The organism is Streptococcus sanguinis (genome assembly GCF_013343115.1).
GTDB lineage: Bacteria > Bacillota > Bacilli > Lactobacillales > Streptococcaceae > Streptococcus > Streptococcus sanguinis_H.
In genome coordinates, this window is the sequence record NZ_CP054570.1 from 98,948 (window position 1) to 114,674 (window position 15,727).

Sequence of the window (15,727 nt, forward strand, 5' to 3'; positions counted from 1 at the left end):
ACAAATAACTTCTTCTTGGTTGCAGGCCATGCCAAACCTGCCACTCGGATGAAGCGTAAAGAAAAGGAGTATATCATGGCAATCTCAAAAGAGAAAAAAAATGAAATCATTGCACAATACGCACGTCACGAAGGTGACACTGGTTCAGTAGAGGTACAAGTTGCTGTCCTTACTTGGGAAATCAACCACCTCAACGACCACATCAAACAACACAAAAAAGACCACGCTACTTACCGTGGCTTGATGAAGAAAATCGGTCGCCGTCGTAACCTCTTGGCTTACCTTCGTAAGAACGACGTTAACCGTTACCGTGAGTTGATCAACTCTCTTGGACTTCGTCGCTAATCTTGCGTCTAAAACGTTTCTATACTTCGTTGACTTCGCCTTGATGTACCATTAGTACAATCTTCGCCTCGTCGCCTAGTTTATAAACGTTTTATCCAGCAAGAATCATGATGCTAAGGGCGTCGAAAATCCGTATGAAAATAGGGAAACGACACTGTGTTCAATGAACACAAGGAGTTTCATCTTTTTCACTAGGATTTTAGCCCGAGATCAAAATAGCTCTCTGACTTCAGGGGGCTTTTTTGTTTTGTCAACTTTTTAGGACTTCGTCGTTAATCTGCTTTATTTTCCACTTACATTGCCTTGTCACCTTACCTCGATATACTCAAGTATTATCTTCGGTTACGGTTCCTAGCACTCTAAGGTAAAATAAACCAGAATGATCTCCCTTCGGGGAGATTTTTTTGTTTTCACTAGGATCTTAGTCCGAGTACAAATCACCTCCTCTGGATTCAGAAGGCTTTTCCTTAGTCTTGCTTCTAACTCAGTCAGACTCTTTTTGTGGTCCAAAAAAGCCCTTCTATTATTTTAGAAGAACTTTTTCTATCAGCAAATTTACTCTTTCAAGAATTTTTGGATTGCAGGAGCGGCAGTGATAGCAAATCTTTCGTCAATGTGATGTTCCCCACCTTCTACAGTGACCAGCTTTGCATTTGGAATAATCTGACTCGCTTCGACCGCATACTGGTAGGGCACGACTGCATCATCAGTGCCGTGGATAATGAGGGTCGGAGCCGTGATTTTGGCCTGCTCTGCTTGGATGTCAATGTTTAAGGCATCGATTAGATAAACCTTACCCAGAGTAGTATTGTGGTGTGTCAGGCTGTCTGGAAGTTGATCGAAGTCAGGGCTCCCTAGCTCATGATAAGTCTCTTTGGCATCGTCAAAAAGAACGAAAGCTGGAAAGATGAGCATGAGTTTGTGCACGCGGTCCGGATAAGCAGCAGCATAGAGACTAGAAACGACACCGCCTTGGCTAGCACCAAATAAGCTCATTTTGCTCTTATCTACAAAGGTCTCGGAACTCAGCTTTTCCATGACTTGGGTCAAATCTGTCAGTTCGGTCTTGACCGACATATTCAGCATATCCTGTCCACCGCTTTTCGATTGGCGGCTGCCGCCGTAGAAATCAAAGCTGTAAACCAGATAACCTTGCTTTGCCAACAGCTGGCTGTACATTTCATATTGCTCAAGGGCATTGTTAAATCCATGTGCGATAACAATAGTCGGCAATTTTTTTCTCTTGTAGTCAGAAGGAGCAGTAATCTTTCCGTAAAGCTGCTTGTTGTCGTATGAAACACTGTACTCTTCAGATACGATGTCTTCTGTCGGAGTCGGTTGCTTGTCGCTCTTCTCGCTAGAAGCTGTCTGTGTGGTTTCTGGCTTAGGAGGGGTAGGATTTGGTTTGGTCTGGGAGTGCCAGAAGAACAGAGCCAGTCCTGTCAAGCTCAAGGCTGCTAAGAAAGCCCAAATATACTTCATAGTTCTCTCCTTTCAGTATTTGTAGTATTATAGCGGAAATGAATGTATTTTACAAGAAGAGAGCTTTCTTGTTTTTTGATTTTTCTACCTTTCATACAAGAAAATCCAATTCACTTATCTAAGCGAGATTTCGATAACCTTGAATTTTTTAGAAAATCTTGCTAGACTGTAGCTACTAAGATAAAAACACAGTTCTGGTTGGTAGTCCAGACGCAAAAAACCATTTTTTGTCAGTAACCTTCCTCCTTGGTTGTCCATTCTTAGGGATTTTTAAAGGAGGTGCTGTCATGGATAAGATTTCAATGACGCTGACAGTTTATTTTGAAGAGGGATTTTGGCACGGTCTTTTCAAGCAGGAACATGCTCAATCTTATAGAGTTTGCCGATTCACCTTTGGTGCAGAGCCTAGCACGCAGGAATTGTTGGATTTTCTAAACCATTATTATCATCGGTTGCAGTTTAGTCCTAGCATCAGAGTGAAGGAGAAGACTAAGTCGGTCAGTCCTAAACGCCTGCAGAGACAGGTTAAAAAAGAGCAGATGGCTTCACGTTCTTCAAAGTCTCAGGAAGCGCTGAAGCTGCAATTTGAAGAGCAAAAGAAAATCGCTCGAGTCAAGCGCAAGCAGCAGAAAGAACTGACTAAGCAAAGGAAATTCGAACTCAAACAGCAAAAACGATTGGAAAAGCACAAGGGGCATTGAGCTTGGTTTTTCTTATTTATATGGGAAAGTCTTCCGATGGGAGGCTTTTTTGTTTGTCAGGAAATCGGTGAGTGGCTTAAAAAAGTGAATTGATTTCTCCAAGTCGTTTTATTTGACAGATGTAACCAAACCAATTACAATATAATCATAAAATAAAAATTACAAGCGTAGTTTTGAAAAGGAGAAGTTATGATTGAAATCACATATTTGGATGCTGTAAAGCAGGAGCGCAAGATGACTTTTGAGTCTTATCAGGAGTTTGAGCAGTCTCAGCAGGCCTGCTTAATTGGTGTGGCAGATTATTACTCAGTTAAAAAATTGACTTATAAAGGCCATGATTTGAACTACCAGGGTACTTACGGTGATGTCTTCTTTTTCCTGATGAAGCAGGATTTGACAAAGTTTGGCTAAGAATAAAGGAGAAAAATAATGGTAAAAGCAATCACAGATGCAACATTTGAGCTAGAAACGAAAGACGGATTGGTGCTGATTGATTTTTGGGCGACTTGGTGCGGACCTTGTCGGATGCAAGGGCCAATCCTTGACAAGCTCTCAGAGGAACTTTCCGAAGATGAGCTCAAGATTGTCAAGATGGATGTCGATGAAAATCCAGCTACAGCAAGCGCCTTTGGCATCATGTCTATCCCGACCTTGCTCTTTAAAAAAGACGGTCAGGTCGTTAAGCAGTTAGCGGGTGTCCATACAGCCCAGCAGATTAAAGCGATTGTGGCAGAATTGGGATAAGGTGAGTGGAAGATTAAATTAGACCTATTTAAAATTGAGGCTGCTCTGGTTATAGAGTGGTCTTTTTTATTGCGATTGTAACAATAAGAAGTCAATTTAAAATTTTTGTTTGAAAATTCACTTTTTAAGGTATAATAAGTAGAAGTATTTTTTCCAATGGGTCCCGTTAGGGAGCCGGGTTATTTAAAACATGATGGGAATGAAGTAATGTTTATGATTGAGTTGCTAAAACATCTTTTATTTGTTTTTATGATTTTTACACCATTTGTTGCTCCAGCAGTTTTGTGTTTCTTTGTGGGGTGGATGATTCCTAGAGAGCAGATCACGCAAAAAAGAATCATACTAGTATTAGCCTTGTTGATTCCTGTTTTGCTTTTAATTTCGTATTTTGCCCCTCAGATATTAGGCCTCGTGTTTTGGAGTTTGATCTGGTTTTTCATCGGGCTGTTGCGAATGAAGAGTTATACTAAGTCACAGTACTGGACAAGATGGCTTATATTTATCGCTTGTTTTAGTGCCTATATTTTACTTTATCTCCGCTTTTTTGGATCGCTTTATTTTTATTAAACTATTTAAAAATCAGCTTGAAGATTTGCTTCAAGCTGATTTTGTCTATTCTTTATTCCCCCAACTCCTCGCTGTAGGCAATAATCTGATCAACTGTATCTGACAAGAACTGAATCGTGTCGCGGAGTGGTTTATCCGTCGAAATATCTGCTCCGATAATCATAGCTGATTCAAGCGGAGTCTTGCTGCCGCCAGATTTGAGTAGCTCCAGCCAGTCACGGGCACCGTTTTCGTCATTTTTCAGATGTAGGTAGCCGGCGGTAGAAATGACCAAGCCTGCGGAGTAAGTATAGCTGTAAAGCCCCATGTAGTAGTGAGCTTGGCGCATCCAAGTCAAGGCAGCATCGTCGTCAATCTCAACGGCATCGCCCCAGAATTCTGTCAAGACTTCTTTCATGATAGCGTTGAGTTTGCTTGCACCGAAGGTTCCGCCTTCTTCAATCAAAGTATAGACCTTGCGTTGGAAGGCAGCTTCCAGCAAGTGAGTGATGAAGTTGTGGAAGTAGGTATCCGTCAGACGGTGAGCCAGTGCAAAGCGTTTCTGGCGAGGGTTATCAAACTGGCGCTCCAGGTAATCACTGAGCAGGAGCTCATTAAAGGTAGATGGTGCTTCCACATAGTAGGTGGACATGTGGGCGTTGAAATAGCTTTGGTGATTGTCTGAGAAGATAAACTGACCGGAGTGACCGATCTCGTGAATCAGAGTATAGACATCGCTCATGCGACCGGTCCAGCTCATGAGGACGTAAGGGTGGATCCGATAAGGATCTGCAGCATAGCCTCCAGAGTCTTTCCCGGCATTGGCCGCAAAGTCAACCCAGCGTTCTTCCTTGTAGCGGGCAACTTCTTGGCAGTATTCTTGTCCAAGTGGCTCGACTGACTTCATGACCAGGTCATAGGCATCATCAATGCTGACTTCAGGATTAAGCTCGCTGTCCAAGTCCAGCTTCCAGTCAGCAAAGGTCATTTTTTCAAGTCCGTTTACCTTAGCAACATGCTTGAGGTATTTCTGAGCTACTGGGGCAAATTCGCTCATAATCAAGTCAATCTGACGGTCAAACATAGAGCGATCAACTTCTTGCTCTGCTAGTAAGTAGTCAAAGACAGAGTCATAACCCTTCATGTCAGCCAGTAGTTTTTCAGATTTGACCTGAGCCAGATAGGCAGCAGCAGCAGAGTTTTGATGCTGACGAAGGCCTTCAGAGAAAGAGCGGAAAGCTTTTTCGCGGATTTCTGCATTTTCATGGTTTTGGTAGAAATTCTCGTAGGTGACAAAGCTGTTTTTGTAAACTTTTCCTTCTACTTCAAAGTCAGCCATAGCAAAGTCGCCGGCCCGCATCTTGGTGTAGATATCCTGTGGACTGTAAAAGACTTCACCTAGATTGGTCAAGGCTTTTTCGACATCCGCTCCCAGATAGTGAGCTTTTTTGATTTTAGCTTGGCGAATGGCTGAGGTCAAATGGGGCTCTTGACCTAGTTTTTCTAAGACAGCCTCGTCTGCGCCGACTAGGGCGTCGTCAAAGAAGCTGAGTGCGACATTGGCCTCGGTCTCAAACTCCATAGCTGCTTGGGCAATCTGCGCAAAGCTCTCATCACCAAAGTCAGTGGTCTGTGGCATAAAACCGTAGTTACCGATGTGGCTGATTTGGATATAAATCTGCTCTAACTCAGCAAATGCCCGTTCAAAATCTTCGAAAGTGCTGAGCTTGCCTTGGTAATCACGGACGAATTTCTGGATGTCTTCTCTGGCCTTTTCGATGGCCCGCAGGAAGTCCTCTTGGTCTTGGTAAAGGGCCGTTAGGTCCCAGAGTTCATTTTCCGGAAATTCAGAACGATGTTTTTGTTCCATAGTCTACTCCTTTTGTCGTATATAGAAATAGTATAGCAAAAAATCCCCCAAAATGTCTTTCCGAGAATTGATTTGAAATGAAAAAGAAAGCTGATAAATCAACATTTTTTTATGTTCACTGTGAGAATAATAAAACAATTTGTCTGTTTAGCTACCATAAATCTACCAAAAATGCCTAGTCTTTATTTTTCTTAGCTTGTCAGCAATCGCTCAGAAAAATTTTTTTAAAATCTATTGACAGAAGCGCAAAAACATGGTAGACTAATTGCAACTAGATTTCCTCTAAATATTAAGTGATTGGAACTAGAATAAACTATAGGAGGTTCTATCATGTTAAATATAGAACAATATGAAAATGGATTGGGACTTGTCTACAAATTTGGTGAGAGATTTGATGGGGAACTTAGCGCTAGAGAAGGAATAAATATTTATGCTCTTCACGCCAAGGAACACGATGGGAAAGTCCTTTTAACCATGGAAAGAGGACCAAGAAAAGAATATAGACACATGATTAAAAAAATCATTCTTACTGTAAAAGACGGTAGTTATGCAATAATTGCAGATGTAGAAGATACAAGCAAAGGAACAAAAAAAACAATCCCCAATGGCTATACCGTGCCGTCAATCTGGGAAAAAGAGCCGGAAAACATGCACTGGTTCGCACTCTGTAATGTAGAGCGCATTAAAATAGAGCCGGACACATATACTTCCGTGAATGGCAAAGATTTATTGCAAAGTATCGCTGGTAATGCTTATATGGTATATGTTACACTTTAAGAATGAATAACACAGTTATTTCTAAGATAAGCTCATAAGATTATTCTTATGGGCTTGTTTGATTTTGTAAAAGGGGTTCTCCCAAATCACTTTTACAAAAAAAATAATATTTTTGAAATTTTTAAAAGTTCTTCAATATTTCCGAATCACACCATCTATTTTTTTCTTCTTTTGTCAGTCCATATTCCCTCAATAAACTAACAATTTCTTCCAATCCGTCATCGCGCCCCTTTAAAATTTCAAAAGATGTGCCAAAAATTTCAGCTAGCTTTTCTACTGTTTCATCTTTTGGGTTTCTTCCTCCATCCTCCCACCTAGCATACTGGGCTTGAGCGACACCTAGTTTTTCAGCAACTTCTAATTGAGTATGTCTTGCATCTAGATGAGCTTTTTTAATATATTCCCACTATTTCTAATTGGGAGAGAAGGATAAGCCGAAAATTTTAGATGTTTATCAGGTCGAGGATAAAAGTCAAAGTTTCTTTGCTGCAATCGTTTTAAAAAGCAGTAGATAAGACAAGAATACGAAGATAACCAGGCCTAATAGCAGGGTGAAGACGTTTTGAGTTCCTTTTGTCATATTGGGAGCTTGATTAGCGATGACGGCCGTTACTGCGGTACCTATAGCACCCGCAAAGGTCTGGGCCAGCTGAAACAGCGCAGTCGTATCTGCAGTCTTTCCTTTATCAACTTGAGTCGTGGCTAGAGCAAGTGTGTTATTGAAGGCCATGTTTCGTCCCAAGGTAAAGCAAATATAAATCGTAATAACAGCTGTTAAGGTGAGTTCTTTTGTAAAGATAAGGAGCAAGAGTACAGCCAGGAAAAGAAGAGAATTTCCTGTAAAAAGGGTTGGTTTCGGGCCTTTTTTATCATAGAGTTTACCAAAGACAGGAGAGAGGAAGGCTCCGAGCATGGTTCCTGGAAGTAATGCAAAGCCTGCCTGAGCGGTTGAAATTTCTTTTTCTATGACCAAGAAGTTGGGAATCAGAAAATTAGCCGATAGGTTTATAAATTGAAAAATAAAGAAGGGTAAAATAGCCAATAAGACCGTTGGTTGCTTTAAGATACGAATATCTAAGAAGGGATGATCAATTTTCAAGCTCCGATAGATAAAGCAAGCTAGTGGAAGTAGGCAGAGAACAAGATAGAGCCAATCGATATGTCCTTCTTCTAAGCTAGAGATGGCTACAATAGCAAAGACGAGTGAGCTTGCTAAGAAGATAAATGAGAGAAGATCAAAGGCGCGTTTCCTAGACTTCTCGGAATTTCTTAAAAAGAAAAAGCCAAGAATAAAGGAAATGATTGGGACAGGAAGAATAAAGGTATAAATCATATGCCAGTCAAAACGACTAATCATAAAACCACCGTAAGTCGGACCAATTGCTGGTGCTAGGCTGACCACCATCCCAGACAAGCCCATGTAGGTTCCGATTTTTTGCTTAGGAATACGCTCAACAATCAAGTTAAAGAGCAAAGGAATGGCTAATCCAGTAGCTCCTCCTTGCAGAATTCTCCCTATCATCAAGATTGGAAAGCTTGAAGCCAACATGGCAATCAGTGTGCCCAAGCAAAAGTTGGCCAAAGCGGTAAAGAGGATTGTTCGCTCTTTCCAATTGTGGGCTAAGGTCGCTCCTAAAGTAATCGTGATGGCCACTGCTAGTAAATACCCTGTTGTAATCCATTGCAGCGTTCCTAATCCTAACCCAAAGACCTTGCTTAGGTGCGGGAAGGTTACATTCATACTGGTTTCAGATAAGATGCCTGCAAAGCAGACTAAGGCTGTCGCAAGGAGCGAGAAAAAATCTTTCTTTTCAACTGTTTGATGATTTGGCACGATTGTCTCCTTTACATGTTTGAAATGAGTCACTGTCTTTATTATAAAGCAAGAAATCCTCTTTGAAAAGTGAATAGTGGCTATACCGCCATCTTATTTTACGAATCGAAAGGGAAAAACGAACTCAGCCAGCAAGCTATAATCAGCTATAGAAAAGAAAAATAGATTTTCAGTACTTTTATAGAAAAAAGCCATTTTCAGCCTTTTTCTTTTGCTTGAAATTGTGGTAAAATAAGGTCTGTACGTGCTTGATACAAAGATGAGGATATAATAAGCTACTAAGACCATGAAATCAAAGCTAAATCGAAGAGCCTCTTGGTATCTTAAGTCCATGGGTTCTAATTTCTTTGCGCTTTTCTGAATTGAGCTCAGGTCTCATTCCTTTGGAAAAAGATAAGTTTCCTTGGGGTTGCTTAAGGGCTTAATATCTTGATCTTTGTAGCCAAGGCGTATGAAAAAATTTGAGCATGTGCTCGGCAAGGAGTCTTTATGACAAAACAAGTTTTTAAAACCGTTTTTGCAGGTCGTGAACTGGTAGTTGAAACCGGTCAGGTTGCAAAGCAGGCAAATGGCAGCGCCGTTGTTCGATATGGAGAAAGTACCATTTTAACCGCGGCAACCATGTCCAAAAAGATGGCTACTGGTGACTTTTTCCCATTGCAGGTCAACTATGAGGAAAAAATGTATGCGGCTGGGAAATATCCTGGTGGCTTTAACAAGCGCGAAGGCCGTCCGTCAACTGATGCGACTTTGACTGCCCGCTTGATTGACCGCCCGATTCGCCCTATGTTTGAGGAAGGTTTCCGCAATGAAGTTCAGGTTATCAATACTGTTCTTTCTTATGACGAAGATGCTTCGCCTCAAATGGCTGCTATGTTCGGTAGCTCTCTGGCTCTTTCTATCTCAGATATTCCTTTTAATGGCCCTATCGCAGGAGTTCAGGTTGGCTATGTAGATGGTGAATTTATCATCAATCCTAGCAAGGAACAAAAAGAAATCTCACTTTTGGAACTGACAGTGGCTGGTACCAAAGAGGCTATCAACATGGTGGAGTCTGGAGCCAAGGAACTATCTGAAGATATCATGCTGGAAGCTCTTCTCAAAGGTCACGAAGCGGTCAAAGAATTGATTGCCTTCCAAGAAGAAATCGTTGTGGCAGTCGGCAAGGAAAAAGCAGAAGTAGAATTGCTACATGTTGATGAAGAGTTGCAGGCAGAGATTGTCGCAGCATATAACAGCGATTTGCAAAAAGCTGTTCAGGTAGAAGAAAAGCTGGCGCGTGAAGCCGCAACTCAGGCTGTCAAAGACCAAGTCACAGCAGTTTATGAAGAGAAATACGCGGACCATGAAGAATTCGACCGTATCATGCGTGATGTGGCTGAAATCTTGGAACAAATGGAGCATGCGGAAGTGCGTCGTTTGATTACCGAAGATAAGGTCCGTCCTGACGGCCGTAAGGTTGATGAAATCCGTCCGCTAGATGCGGAAGTGGATTACCTGCCGCGCGTGCATGGTTCAGGTCTCTTTACTCGCGGACAAACCCAAGCCTTGTCTGTTCTGACTCTGGCACCAATGGGCGAAACGCAAATTGTTGACGGTTTGGATCCAGAATACAAGAAACGCTTCATGCACCACTATAATTTCCCGCAATACTCTGTCGGTGAGACAGGCCGTTATGGGGCTCCTGGCCGTCGTGAAATTGGACACGGTGCTCTTGGGGAACGTGCCTTGGAGCAAGTCTTGCCTAGCTTGGAAGAGTTTCCTTACGCTATCCGTCTGGTAGCAGAAGTCTTGGAGTCAAACGGTTCTTCCTCACAGGCCTCTATTTGTGCGGGGACTTTGGCTCTGATGGCAGGTGGTGTGCCGATTAAAGCGCCGGTTGCCGGAATTGCCATGGGCTTGATTTCAGATGGCAGCAACTACACGGTTCTGACGGACATTCAAGGTTTGGAAGACCATTTTGGTGATATGGACTTTAAGGTAGCTGGTACTCGCGAAGGGATTACCGCCCTGCAGATGGATATCAAGATTGAAGGAATTACAGCAGAGATCTTAACAGAAGCTTTGGCTCAGGCTAAGAAAGCCCGCTTTGAAATTCTGGACTTGATTGAAGCGACGATTCCGGCTCCACGTCCTGAATTGGCTCCGACCGCTCCGAAAATCGACACCATCAAGATTGATGTGGACAAGATTAAGATTGTCATCGGTAAAGGTGGAGAAACCATTGACAAGATTATCGCTGAGACCGGTGTTAAGATTGACATTGATGAAGAGGGCAATGTATCCATCTACTCTAGCGACCAAGATGCCATCAATCGTGCTAAGGAAATCATTGCTGGCTTGGTCCGCGAAGCAAAAGTGGATGAAGTTTATCATGCCAAGGTTGTTCGGATTGAGAAATTTGGTGCCTTTGTCAACCTCTTTGATAAGACGGATGCCCTCGTTCACATCTCGGAGTTAGCTTGGACTCGGACCAACAATGTCGAAGATGTCGTACAAATCGGTGATGAAGTGGATGTCAAGGTTATCAAGATTGATGCCAAAGGCCGGGTAGATGCTTCCATGAAAGTATTGCTGCCGCGTCCGCCAAAGTCTGATAAGCCAAAACACCATCATGACAAGGGACATCATCCGCGCAAGGAGCACAAGGGTCATAAGGACCATCAAGAAAGCCCTAAAACAGAAGAATAAGAGGTCGCTTATCCCTGTAGACCTCATCAGAAATCGGCAGAGGCGAGCCTAGTTCTCGTCTCTCCTTGTTTAGAGAAGGAAGGAGGCTAGCATGGGTTGGTGGAAGGAATCCATTGATATTGTAAAGGAAAATGATCCGGCGGCACGAACGTCGCTGGAAGTTTTGCTAACCTATCCAGGCATTAAAGCTTTGGCGGCCCACCGCCTCTCGCATTTTTTGTGGCGGCACGGCTTTAAGCTGCTGGCGCGAATGCACAGTCAATTCTGGCGTTTCTGGACCCAGATTGAGATTCATCCCGGTGCTCAGATTGAGTCAGGTGTCTTCATTGACCATGGCAGTGGCCTAGTGATTGGTGAGACAGCCATTGTGGAGAGGGGGGCCATGCTTTACCACGGCGTTACCCTAGGCGGTACGGGCAAGGATACAGGTAAACGCCATCCGACCGTGCGCCGGGGTGCCTTGGTCTCTGCCCATGCTCAAGTCATTGGACCAATTGAGATTGGAGAGAAAGCCAAGGTCGGAGCCGGTGCAGTTGTTGTGGCGGATGTTCCAAGTGATGTGACTGTGGTTGGTGTACCAGCGAAAATTGTCCGTGTTCACGGTGAGAAGGACGAGCCAACCATTCACGAGGTAGAGGAGAAACGGGAATACTATCTAGACAAGCTAGAGCATGCCCGTGAAGCCAGCCACCATTCATCAAGTCTTTAGGAAAGGGTAGCAAAGTTATCGAGGTGAAGTATGACAGGAGGAACCGACATGTCAGATTTATCAGATGCTATTTTGAACCAGGTAGTCCTTGAACTGAAAGAGCGCTTGGACGGTCCTGCCAAGGAGCGCTTTACAAAACTACCGCCTAGCCACCAGCGCGAATGGGCTCGCTATATCAGTGAAGCCAAAAAAGATGAGACCAAGCTGCGCCGCATAGAAAAGATGAAGGTGGATTTGCTGGAGCCTTAAAGAAAGTGAAGTTATGCTATTAGAGGAATTTGAAGATGTAGCAGCAGTCATTGAGCCAACTGAAAAGCCAGTCCATGACAAGGGTGAAGTGTGTGAAACCATCATCCTGTCCTTTAATGGGGAAATTCTGAAACGTTTGATTGCGTCAGAAGAAGTTTATCCGGGAGGCTATTTGAAAAGTATAAACGGACAGCATCCATGGTATATTTATGGGCAAGGACCTAGTAAGCTAGCAGTTATGTTGGCTCCAATTGGGGCTCCCATGATAGTCGGCCAGCTGGAGGAGTTGGCGGCCAGAGGCTTCAAGAATTTCATCATTCTAGGTTCCTGTGGCGTTTTGGATCGCTCAATTGAGGCGGATAAGATTATCCTGCCCGCAGCCGCATTGCGAGATGAAGGAACTAGCTATCACTATGCCCCGCCGAGTGACGAAGTAGCTTATGACGAGTCTCTGCTGATCGAGCTGGAAGCCATCTTTGACAAGCACGATATTGAGCATATCCGCACCAAGTCTTGGACGACTGATGCCTTTTATCGAGAAACACCTGATAAGGTCAAGCGTCGCTTGGCTGCCGGTGCCCAAGTGGTGGACATGGAAGCTTCGGCTATCATGGCTTGGAGTCAATTTCGCAAGACCAAGGTCTATCAGTTCTTCTACACTTCTGACTATGTGGATCATCATAACCGAATCTGGGATGCCCGCCATGAAGAGCGGACAGCTGATGCCATGACTTTTTTCACTATCGCTTTGACAATAGCAAAGGAACTAGAAAGGTAACTACAAGAATGGCAGTATATTTTTACGGCTGTATCACCATGGATGGCTACTTGGCAGACAGCCAGCACAGGATAGACTGGCTGCATCAGCTTGGTTCTGTAGAGGATACAGGCTATGATGACTTTTACAGGCAAATGGATATCACCATCATGGGCAAGCGGACTTTTGAGGAAATCCAAGATTTGCAAGATGTAGAAAGTTTTTATCAAGCTACGGAAAACTATGTCTTTACGCATGATAGGCACCTGCCTGTCAGCAATTACCAGCCAGTAGCTGGGGATGTGGTGGACTTTGTTCACCAGATTGACAAAGGCAAAAATGTCTTTGTGATTGGTGGTAATTCCTTGGTAGGACCGCTCTTGGATGCGGATCTTTTCGACCACCTCATTATTCAGATAGCACCCCTTATCCTAGGAAAGGGGGTTCCCCTCTTTACCCAAGAGGAAGGGCAGCGCTTTTACCAACTGGATAGCCTCAGACAATTTGGCCCTTTTGCAGAGCTGGTTTTCAGCCGAAAAAGTCAGAAATAGAGAAGGGAGTGGACCGCATGATTAAAATTTACGACACCATGACCCGCAGCCTACGTGAATTTGTGCCCATTGAAGAGGGCAAGGTTCGCATGTATGTCTGCGGTCCGACGGTTTATAACTATATCCATGTCGGCAATGCCCGCTCAACAGTAGCTTTTGACACAGTTCGTCGCTATTTTGAGTATCGGGGATTTGAGGTCAATTATATTTCCAATTTTACAGATGTAGATGATAAGATTATCCATCGCGCCAAGGAAGAAGGCATCACTCCCAAAGAAGTGGCTGACAAGTATATCGCTGCTTTTCGTGAGGATGTGACGGCCTTAGGTGTCAAGCCGGCTACTCAGCATCCGCGCGTGATTGACTTTATGGAGGCAATCATTGACTTTGTGCAGACTTTGGTGGACAAGGGCTATGCCTATGAGTCAGAGGGCGATGTCTACTTCCGTGTCGAAAAATCTCACAATTATGCCAAACTAGCCAACAAAACCTTAGCAGACTTGGAGTTGGGTGCTTCTGGTCGGACAGATGAGGAGACTGCTCGTAAGGAAAATCCGGTGGATTTTGCTCTCTGGAAGGCGGCCAAGCCGGGCGAGATTTCCTGGGACAGTCCTTGGGGAGCAGGTCGTCCGGGCTGGCACATCGAGTGTTCGGTCATGTCGACGGAGATCTTGGGTGATACTATTGATATCCACGGTGGTGGGGCAGACCTAGAGTTTCCTCACCATACCAATGAAATCGCCCAGTCAGAGGCCAAGACTGGTCAGACTTTTTCCAACTACTGGATGCACAATGGCTTTGTCAACATTGATGACGTCAAGATGTCCAAATCTCTAGGCAATTTTATCACTGTTCACGATGCCCTCAAGACCATTGACGGTCAGGTACTGCGTTTCTTCTTTGCTACCCAGCATTATCGCAAGCCCATTAATTTCACGGAAAAAGCTGTTCATGATGCAGCGACCAATCTCAAGTATTTGAAGAATACCTATGAGCAACCTTTCACTGGTCAGGCAGATTCTGCTCAGCTTCAGGCCTTTCTGGACAAGTTCACCGCTGCTATGGACGAAGATTTCAATGCGGCCAACGGTATCACGGTTGTCTTCGAGTTAGCCAAGTGGATCAATTCTGGCAATTACACCGCTGAAGTTAAGGAAGCATTTGCCGAGCTATTAGAAGTTTTTGGTATCGTCTTTGTAGAAGAAGTCTTGGATGCAGACATTGAGCGCTTGATTGAGGAACGCCAAGAAGCGCGTGCTAATCGAGACTTTGCGACTGCAGACCGTATTCGGGATGAATTGGCCGCTCAGGGCATCAAGCTTTTGGATACAAAGGATGGAGTGAGGTGGACACGTGACTGATGTCAACCTGATTAACGGCATTGCCCTTGCCTTTGAGGGAGATGCTGTCTACTCCATGTATATCCGGCGTCACCTGATTTTTCAAGGTCTGACCAAGCCCAATCAGCTGCACAGGGAAGCGACCAAGTATGTTTCTGCCAAGGCTCAGGCTAATCTCATCTCTCTCATGCTGGAAGAAGGGATTCTGACGGAGAAGGAAGAGGATATTTACAAGCGCGGCCGCAATGCCAACAGCCACACCAAGGCTAAGAATACGGACATCGTCACCTACCGGATGTCTACCGGCTTTGAGGCAGTCATGGGCTACCTGCATATGACCGAAGCAATTGAGCGACTGGAAGAGCTGATTGACTGGTGTATTCGGAAGATAGAGGGTTCGTTCTGATTATGAGAGGAAGTAATTTATGAGTGATTTCTTACAATTTGATAATTTTAATTTTAAGTTGGCTATTATTCAGGAGTTAATGTATGAACAAAACGTGCTTGAACCACGATTTGACGTTTACAGTTTTTGTGAATCTGAGAAATTATCTATAGATCCAGAAGACTTCTATGAGACACCAATTCCTGAAGTAGAGGCTTATTTCGAACGATTGGAAATACCTAAAGAGTATGCGCAGAATGTGGAAAGCCTCTTCTTTGATGGAGGTAATGATATCTATGCGCAATTAATCCCTTTATGGGATGGTGAAGATGATCAATTTGATTTGGAAAATGTGAGTGAAAAAGAGCTATCACAGTTTTCGAATTTAAAAACCATCGACGGAACGATCTTTCCATTTTCTAAAGAAGTACGTGATTTATTTGAATCCAAAGGAATTGATATCGAAGAGTAATATTTAGTAATAACGCTCTTATGTTTTATGAAAAAGCGATAGATAAACCTAAGATACAGTAAAATAATGTATCTAAATTGAATAAAGGAATCTTATGAAAAAATTTATATTGTTTGCAGTATGCTTATTTAGTCTGATGACACTTAGCGCCTGCATGTTTGTCCCTCTTTTCAGACGAAGTGGCAATACTTCGTCCTCATCTAGCTCTAGCTACTCTAGAAAACAGAGTTCATCTTCGAAAAAAGAATACTCTGATGACGACTATGACTATAGC

The 15,727-nt window shown here is 43.6% G+C and carries 18 protein-coding genes; 14 read left to right on the forward strand and 4 right to left on the reverse strand.

The features are described from left to right. Positions 1-75 precede the first annotated feature (75 nt). A complete protein-coding gene (gene rpsO, locus FOC72_RS00480; protein WP_004193424.1) occupies positions 76-345 on the forward strand; it encodes a 30S ribosomal protein S15 in 270 nt (89 codons plus the stop codon). A 555-nt stretch (positions 346-900) separates the two neighbouring features. On the opposite strand, the gene FOC72_RS00485 is transcribed toward rpsO, so the two are convergent. Then, entirely contained in the window at positions 901-1,827 is a 927-nt protein-coding gene (locus FOC72_RS00485) for an alpha/beta hydrolase family protein (protein WP_002893799.1), read from the reverse strand. A gap of 287 nt (positions 1,828-2,114) precedes the next feature. On the opposite strand from FOC72_RS00485, the gene FOC72_RS00490 reads away from it, so the two are divergent. From FOC72_RS00490 to FOC72_RS11505, 4 genes are all read left to right on the forward strand, one after another. After that, a complete protein-coding gene (locus FOC72_RS00490; RefSeq protein ID WP_002893794.1) occupies positions 2,115-2,528 on the forward strand; it encodes a YjdF family protein in 414 nt (137 codons plus the stop codon). Positions 2,529-2,717: 189 nt separating this feature from the next. Next, positions 2,718-2,939, forward strand: a complete 222-nt coding sequence (locus FOC72_RS00495; protein ID WP_002893793.1) for a DUF4649 family protein — start codon at positions 2,718-2,720, stop codon at positions 2,937-2,939. Positions 2,940-2,957: 18 nt separating this feature from the next. Then, positions 2,958-3,272 carry a thioredoxin gene (gene trxA / locus FOC72_RS00500; RefSeq protein ID WP_002893791.1) on the forward strand — a complete coding sequence of 105 codons (315 nt, stop codon included), beginning with the start codon at positions 2,958-2,960 and terminating at the stop codon, positions 3,270-3,272. A 156-nt stretch (positions 3,273-3,428) separates the two neighbouring features. Further along, entirely contained in the window at positions 3,429-3,839 is a 411-nt protein-coding gene (locus FOC72_RS11505) for a hypothetical protein (RefSeq protein WP_002893790.1), read from the forward strand. A gap of 52 nt (positions 3,840-3,891) precedes the next feature. On the opposite strand, the gene pepF is transcribed toward FOC72_RS11505, so the two are convergent. Continuing rightward, positions 3,892-5,688, reverse strand: a complete 1,797-nt coding sequence (gene pepF / locus FOC72_RS00505) for an oligoendopeptidase F (RefSeq protein WP_002893789.1) — start codon at positions 5,686-5,688, stop codon at positions 3,892-3,894. A gap of 330 nt (positions 5,689-6,018) precedes the next feature. Here pepF and FOC72_RS00510 point away from each other — a divergent pair, with 330 nt between their 5' ends. Then, complete coding sequence (locus FOC72_RS00510; RefSeq protein WP_002893788.1) at positions 6,019-6,465, forward strand: hypothetical protein; 447 nt, start codon at positions 6,019-6,021, stop codon at positions 6,463-6,465. 121 nt (positions 6,466-6,586) lie between these two features. Here FOC72_RS00510 and FOC72_RS00515 read toward each other — a convergent pair whose 3' ends face one another. Next, positions 6,587-6,862 carry a helix-turn-helix domain-containing protein gene (locus FOC72_RS00515; protein ID WP_080557367.1) on the reverse strand — a complete coding sequence of 92 codons (276 nt, stop codon included), beginning with the start codon at positions 6,860-6,862 and terminating at the stop codon, positions 6,587-6,589. 75 nt (positions 6,863-6,937) lie between these two features. Then, positions 6,938-8,299, reverse strand: coding sequence for an MFS transporter (locus FOC72_RS00520; protein ID WP_002893787.1), 1,362 nt, complete (start codon positions 8,297-8,299; stop codon positions 6,938-6,940). A 489-nt stretch (positions 8,300-8,788) separates the two neighbouring features. Here FOC72_RS00520 and pnp point away from each other — a divergent pair, with 489 nt between their 5' ends. The 8 genes from pnp (at position 8,789) to FOC72_RS00560 (ending at position 15,453) form a co-directional block, all read left to right on the forward strand. After that, positions 8,789-10,990 carry a polyribonucleotide nucleotidyltransferase gene (pnp, locus tag FOC72_RS00525; RefSeq protein ID WP_002893785.1) on the forward strand — a complete coding sequence of 734 codons (2,202 nt, stop codon included), beginning with the start codon at positions 8,789-8,791 and terminating at the stop codon, positions 10,988-10,990. Between the two features lie 91 nt (positions 10,991-11,081). After that, positions 11,082-11,699, forward strand: coding sequence for a serine O-acetyltransferase (gene cysE, locus FOC72_RS00530; RefSeq protein ID WP_002893783.1), 618 nt, complete (start codon positions 11,082-11,084; stop codon positions 11,697-11,699). Positions 11,700-11,729: 30 nt separating this feature from the next. Then, positions 11,730-11,948 carry a YdeI/OmpD-associated family protein gene (locus tag FOC72_RS00535; RefSeq protein WP_002893782.1) on the forward strand — a complete coding sequence of 73 codons (219 nt, stop codon included), beginning with the start codon at positions 11,730-11,732 and terminating at the stop codon, positions 11,946-11,948. Between the two features lie 13 nt (positions 11,949-11,961). After that, positions 11,962-12,726: a nucleoside phosphorylase gene (locus FOC72_RS00540; protein ID WP_002893780.1), complete on the forward strand. Its 765-nt coding sequence runs from the start codon at positions 11,962-11,964 to the stop codon at positions 12,724-12,726. An 8-nt stretch (positions 12,727-12,734) separates the two neighbouring features. Further along, a complete protein-coding gene (locus FOC72_RS00545) occupies positions 12,735-13,256 on the forward strand; it encodes a dihydrofolate reductase family protein (protein ID WP_000301974.1) in 522 nt (173 codons plus the stop codon). A 17-nt stretch (positions 13,257-13,273) separates the two neighbouring features. Then, positions 13,274-14,617 carry a cysteine--tRNA ligase gene (gene cysS, locus FOC72_RS00550; RefSeq protein WP_002893778.1) on the forward strand — a complete coding sequence of 448 codons (1,344 nt, stop codon included), beginning with the start codon at positions 13,274-13,276 and terminating at the stop codon, positions 14,615-14,617. Beyond that, positions 14,610-15,002, forward strand: coding sequence for a Mini-ribonuclease 3 (locus FOC72_RS00555; RefSeq protein WP_002893777.1), 393 nt, complete (start codon positions 14,610-14,612; stop codon positions 15,000-15,002). The genes cysS and FOC72_RS00555 overlap by 8 nt, the downstream gene beginning before the upstream one ends. 19 nt (positions 15,003-15,021) lie before the next feature. Continuing rightward, positions 15,022-15,453 carry a DUF6892 domain-containing protein gene (locus FOC72_RS00560; RefSeq protein ID WP_002893776.1) on the forward strand — a complete coding sequence of 144 codons (432 nt, stop codon included), beginning with the start codon at positions 15,022-15,024 and terminating at the stop codon, positions 15,451-15,453. The last annotated feature ends 274 nt before the right edge of the window (positions 15,454-15,727 follow it).

Coding starts and splice junctions, on each gene's coding strand:
- rpsO (WP_004193424.1), top strand. CDS start 76: ATGGCAATCTCAAAAGAGAAAAAAAATGAAATCATTGCACAATACGCA.
- FOC72_RS00485 (WP_002893799.1), bottom strand. CDS start 1,827: ATGAAGTATATTTGGGCTTTCTTAGCAGCCTTGAGCTTGACAGGACTG.
- FOC72_RS00490 (WP_002893794.1), top strand. CDS start 2,115: ATGGATAAGATTTCAATGACGCTGACAGTTTATTTTGAAGAGGGATTT.
- FOC72_RS00495 (WP_002893793.1), top strand. CDS start 2,718: ATGATTGAAATCACATATTTGGATGCTGTAAAGCAGGAGCGCAAGATG.
- trxA (WP_002893791.1), top strand. CDS start 2,958: ATGGTAAAAGCAATCACAGATGCAACATTTGAGCTAGAAACGAAAGAC.
- FOC72_RS11505 (WP_002893790.1), top strand. CDS start 3,429: ATGGGTCCCGTTAGGGAGCCGGGTTATTTAAAACATGATGGGAATGAA.
- pepF (WP_002893789.1), bottom strand. CDS start 5,688: ATGGAACAAAAACATCGTTCTGAATTTCCGGAAAATGAACTCTGGGAC.
- FOC72_RS00510 (WP_002893788.1), top strand. CDS start 6,019: ATGTTAAATATAGAACAATATGAAAATGGATTGGGACTTGTCTACAAA.
- pnp (WP_002893785.1), top strand. CDS start 8,789: ATGACAAAACAAGTTTTTAAAACCGTTTTTGCAGGTCGTGAACTGGTA.
- cysE (WP_002893783.1), top strand. CDS start 11,082: ATGGGTTGGTGGAAGGAATCCATTGATATTGTAAAGGAAAATGATCCG.
- FOC72_RS00535 (WP_002893782.1), top strand. CDS start 11,730: ATGACAGGAGGAACCGACATGTCAGATTTATCAGATGCTATTTTGAAC.
- FOC72_RS00540 (WP_002893780.1), top strand. CDS start 11,962: ATGCTATTAGAGGAATTTGAAGATGTAGCAGCAGTCATTGAGCCAACT.
- FOC72_RS00545 (WP_000301974.1), top strand. CDS start 12,735: ATGGCAGTATATTTTTACGGCTGTATCACCATGGATGGCTACTTGGCA.
- cysS (WP_002893778.1), top strand. CDS start 13,274: ATGATTAAAATTTACGACACCATGACCCGCAGCCTACGTGAATTTGTG.
- FOC72_RS00560 (WP_002893776.1), top strand. CDS start 15,022: ATGAGTGATTTCTTACAATTTGATAATTTTAATTTTAAGTTGGCTATT.